The sequence below is a fragment of the uncultured Maribacter sp. genome (assembly GCF_947496775.1).
GTDB lineage: Bacteria > Bacteroidota > Bacteroidia > Flavobacteriales > Flavobacteriaceae > Maribacter_B.
Genome location: NZ_CANMDU010000061.1, coordinates 1 through 440, shown reverse-complemented (window position 1 = coordinate 440; position 440 = coordinate 1). Strand labels below are relative to the sequence as shown.

At 35.0% G+C, this 440-nt stretch carries 1 protein-coding gene; it reads left to right on the top strand.

Features of this window, described 5'->3' with window-relative positions:
• A partial coding sequence (locus tag Q0856_RS18075) for a hypothetical protein (protein ID WP_298507237.1) occupies positions 1 to 440 on the top strand: 440 nt, incomplete at both ends.

Sequence of the window (440 nt, the reverse complement as noted above, 5' to 3'; positions counted from 1 at the left end):
AATGTTACAGCTGAATTTAACTTAACACAAGTGGGTAGCTATACTTTTAGAATTACGGACACAAACACTGGATGTTACATTGATACAGCGCCTTATGATATTGCACAGTATGATTTAATAGAGGTTACAGCGGCACTTGTAAGTGATGCTACTTGTAGCGATAGTTCTAATGGAGAGATGAGTATTCAAATAAATAATTATACTGGTAATTACTCTTACCAAATATTTGATAATACTGCAACTGCCGTTGGCGGAATTGTTAACACTGATACTTCTGTTAACCCAAGAACTTTAAATGGTCTTGCTGCAGGAATTTACTATGTAGAAATAACCGCAACAGATTCTCCTTTCTGTGACGATACTTCTAATACTGTTACTATAGATGCACCAGAAGCTTTAGCTCTATCTTTAGTAAGCAATGTAAATGCTAATTGTATCGA